The following is a 4,300-nucleotide window of genomic DNA, read 5'->3' as shown; positions in this document are numbered from 1 at the left end:
GGCGGCCTCACCGACCGGCGTGAGCCGGTACTCCTCGACGGTGTCCCCCGTATTGCGCACCCGCAACCTCACGACGGCGCTGTCACCGGGGGCGACGGTGGTGGCGGGGGGCTCCAGGGCAGTCCACATACTCACGCAACGAGTCAAGTGGGACGGGCAGGGAAGTACAGGGCCGGAAGGGGCAGTTCCGGGGGCAGGACTCGCTGCCCGACCGGCCATCCCCGCTGGTCCGGTGCCCCGGGCGGGGGCCCACCGTTCGGAGCTGGACCCGGGCGGTCGCGGGGGAACGACCGCCCGGGAGTCTGGGGAGGCGAGCAGCCTCTCAGGCCCCGATCAGCAGGGCCTAACGCCCGCTAACGCCGACGCTAACGGCCCGGGTTTCCGCGGTCCTTCACGTCTCCGCCGACCAGCCAGTTGATGGTCTTCGTGTCGGCGACACCGGTCTGCGGGAGGCCGACGTACGACTGGTAGTCCTTGATCGCCTTGGCGAGGTTCCCGTCCGACGTCATCAGGTAGCCGTCCTTCTGGCCGGCCTTGAAGTAGTCGATGCCCTTGTGCGCGTAGTCGCGGTCGCGGTTGAGGTCGACGTCCGAGATCCCGGCCTGGTTGGCCCACCACAGGGCCGCCGCCAGCTGCGTGACCTGGTAGGTCTTCGCGCCGGACTTCACCTGGTCGGCGCGGATGCCCTGCGCCCACATCGAGGTGAGGGTGGCCCGGCCCAGGGTGCCGAGCTTCTTGTCGGTCGCCGTCAGCTGCATGCTGCTCTTCTTGTCCCGCATGACGTGCTGCTGGTAGCAGGTCAGCGCGTCCTTGGTGGCCCGGTCGATGATCCCGGCGGTCCAGCCGGGCTTCAGCGTGCACTCGTTGCCGAGCGTGGCCAGCCGGTACTGCGCGAACGTGACGATGTCGTCCGGCTTGTACCCCATGTCCCACACCGGGCCCGTCGGCGCGTTCGGCGCGGCGGCCGCCTTCTTCGGCGGCGGCGGCACGACGGGCGGCCCGCCGCCGAGCTCGGAGGCCGCTTCTCCGCCGCCACCGCCGCCCGCGGCGGCGCCGCCCGAACCGTCGCCTGCGGGGGCGGACGCCCCGGCCTGCGCCGGGGGCGCGGGCGGCGGGGCGGACGGCAGCGGGGACTCGGCGCCCTGCGGCAGCGGCTGTGCTCCGGCGGCCGCCTGCATCTCGCCCGTCGCTGTGGTGACCTTCGGCTGATGGCCCAGCCACAGCGCCACGCCCGCGACGCAGGCCGCGACGAGCACGCTGCCCGCCACGAACACCCAGCGCGGCAGCACGGCACGCTGCTCGAAGACGCCGCCCACCTGGAGGGGGGTGTCGTCGCCGGAGCGGCGCACCGACAACGTCATCCGGTGGTGTTCGCCCGAGCCGGTCCAACGGACCTGCTGGGGGCGGATGTCGACCTCGGCGAACGCGGCCCGGCCCGGCGCGATCTGGACCGAGTTCGGGGTCAACTCGAAGGTGAGCCGGTTGGTTTCGTCCCGTACGGCCAAGGACGCCGTGAGCGCGGTGTTGCCGAGGTTGTCGACGGCGACCTGGGCCCGCCCGCGGAAGCGGCCCACCAGGTTCGGCGGCAGCAGCTCGGCGCGCACTTCGGTGAAGGGCGCGACCGTGACCTGCCCTTCGAGGACGTCCCGCAGCTCGGAGTGCTCTCGCGGCTCCACCCGGATGCCGTACGCGGCCGGGCCCGCGAGGGCGTCGGGGGAGCGCGGCGGCGCGAAGGAGATCTCCGCGGTGGCCTCGCTGCCGGGGTAGAGGCGCAGGGTGTCGGGCTCGATCCGGGCCCAGCCCGCGGGGGCGCCGACGATCGAGAGCCGGTACTCCTCGACCGTGTCCCCGGTGTTGCGCACGCGCAGCCGTGCGGTGGCCCGCCCACCGGGATCGACGGCGACGGCGGCCGGGTCCAGAGACGTCCACATGGTCATGGGGGAAGGCTAGGGGGCACGCCGGACGGCCCCCTGCCCAAAAGGCTCTGTCAGAGGGCAGCCCTGGCTGCACTCGCGGCCCCGCGGCCCGGCGGGGCGCCCGGCTGTCCCGGCGCCTTGGGCGCGGTCCACAGCAGCGACGTCAGCTCGTCCGCCTCCGCGGCACCCCGCGCGCTCAGGAGCCGGTGCGCGGTGCGCAGTGACGCCAGCGCCGAGAGCGCCGGTGTCTCGCCGAGCGCGAGCAGCGCCCGGCCTCGGGCCGCGAGCGCGAGCCCGCGGCAGAACGGGTCACCGAGGTCGCCCTCGATGGACAGGGCCTGTGTCGCACAGGCCGCGGCCTCCCCGGGCCGTTCCCTGGCCAGCGCGCAGTGCGCGAGCCTGGCCCAGGCCAGCGCTTCCCAGCGCAGGTCACCGACCCACTGGTGGTGCTGACGCGACTCGCGCAGGTGCGCGGCCGCCCGGACCGGCCGGCCGCCCGCGAGCAGGGCGCAGCCGATCTGGTACAGCACATGACCGAGCGTACCCCGATCCCCCAACTCCCGTGCCGAGCGCAGCACTTCATCGGCCGCCACCTCGGCGCGCTCGCGGTGGCCGAGCACCATGTGGGCGCGTACGACATGGGCGAGGACGCGGACCGCGTCGCCCTGGCTGCCCACTTCGACGAACCGGGCGCAGGCCTGCTCGAACAGGGGCAGCGCCTCGTCGGTGCGGCCCATCGCGGCCAGGATCATGGCGAGTTCGTACGAGGCCTCGGACTCGGTCAGCGGGTCGCCGGCGAGCGCCGCGTACCGCAGGGCCTGGCGCAGGGTGCGTTCGATGCCCCGGTAGGTGTCGCCGCCCGGCTGCGGCACGGCGGCGATCAGGCGCAGGGCCCGGCCCGCCGAGCGGGAGTCGCCGTGGCAGTGCGCGCCGGCCAGGGCGCGCCGCGCGGGGCCCTGGAGTTCGCGGCGCCGGGCGGTGCCGAGGACGAGGTGCGCCCAGCCGGTCAGGAGGTCCACGGCGGGCCGCAGCGCCTCCTCGCCGAGGTCCGGCCAGGGCCCCTTGCCGAGCGCCTGCTCGGCGGTGGCCCGGATCAGCTGGTGCGAGTCCTGGAGCCAGGCCCGGGCGGCCTCCGCGTCGGCAGGCCGGTAGCCGGGTGCCTGCGCCGCGTGCAGCAGATCGGGCACGCCGCTGAGCGGGCGCAGACAGCGCACGACGTGGGTGACGGTGGCCAGGACGTGGTGGAGCAGCCTGGACTGGGCGGCGGGCCGCTCGGCGGCGTCCGGGGAGTCGGCGAGCACGCGCCGGGCGAAGATCCGTACGAGATCGTGGAAGCGGTAGCTGTCGACGCCCGGCGCCTCCAGGAGACCGGCGTCGACGAGGGCCTCAAGGGCGTCCTCGGCCGCGTCCTCGTCGATGTCGAGCAGGGCGGCCGCGGTGGCCCGTCCGAAGAGCGGCACGGCGGCGGCGGACGTGAGGCGGAAGGCGCGCGCGGCGTCCGTGCCGAGGCCCTCGTAGCTGAGCCGGAAGGCCGCGTCCACGCCGAGTCCGTCGGCCTCCAGTTCGTCCAGGCGGTGGCGCTCGTCGCCGAGCCGGGCCGCGAGGTCGGCCACCGCCCAGTCGGGACGGGCGGTCAGACGGACCGCCGCGATCCGCACCGCCAGCGGCAAGTGCCCGCAGGCGCGCACGAGTTGGCGGGCCGCGTCGAGGTCGGCGCCCACCCGCCCCTCGCCCACGATCGTCTCCAGCATCGCGAGCGCGTCCTGCTCGGACATGGCCTCCACGTCCAGGAGCCGGGCGCCGGGCAGAGCGGCGATCCGGGTGCGGCTGGTGACGAGGACGGCGCTGCCGGGCGTGCCGGGGAGCAGCGGGCGGATCTGGGCGGTGTCGCGGGCGTTGTCGAGCAGGATCAGCACCCGGCGGCCCGCGAGGAGGGAGCGGAACAGGGCGCCCCGCTGCGCCGCGTCGTCGGGGACGGCCCCCTCGGCGACGCCCAGGGAGCGCAGGAGGTGGGTCAGGACGTCGGCGCTGTGGGCGGGTTCGGCGTCCGCGCCGCGCAGGTCCGCGTACAGCTGCCCGTCGGGGAAGGACCTGCGCATCCGGTGGGCCGCGGCGGCTGCGAGCGCGCTCTTGCCCACACCGCCGAGACCGGTCAGCACGGCCACCGCCGGGGCCCGGCACTCGGACGCCTCCTGGAGGAGCGCGGTCAGTTCCTTGAGCGGTCCCTCCCGACCGGTGAAGTCCCTTATGGGCGGCGGCAGTTGGGTGGGGCGGGCGCCGGCCCGGGCGGCGGAGGGAGCGGGCCGCGGTGCGGGCCCGCGGGTGGGCGCGGGTCCGAGCGCGGCGGCCCGTGCGGCGCGGGCGGGCACGGGCGCGGTGGGCCC

2 protein-coding genes are annotated in these 4,300 nt (G+C 75.7%); both read right to left on the bottom strand.

The features are described from left to right. Positions 1-365: 365 nt before the first annotated feature. On the bottom strand, positions 366-1,937 hold the full coding sequence (locus IE267_RS39240; RefSeq protein WP_189766569.1) for a peptidoglycan-binding domain-containing protein: 1,572 nt from the start codon (positions 1,935-1,937) through the stop codon (positions 366-368). Between the two features lie 50 nt (positions 1,938-1,987). Next, a partial coding sequence (locus IE267_RS39235) for an ATP-binding protein (protein WP_189766568.1) occupies positions 1,988-4,300 on the bottom strand: 2,313 nt, incomplete at its 5' end.

Source organism: Streptomyces xanthochromogenes (assembly GCF_014650455.1).
GTDB classification, from domain to species: domain Bacteria; phylum Actinomycetota; class Actinomycetes; order Streptomycetales; family Streptomycetaceae; genus Streptomyces; species Streptomyces xanthochromogenes.
This window is presented reverse-complemented; position numbering and strand designations above follow the sequence as displayed.

What these genes read in the sequence shown, in the direction of transcription:
- IE267_RS39240 (WP_189766569.1), bottom strand. Translation starts at nt 1,937, where the DNA reads ATGACCATGTGGACGTCTCTGGACCCGGCCGCCGTCGCCGTCGATCCC.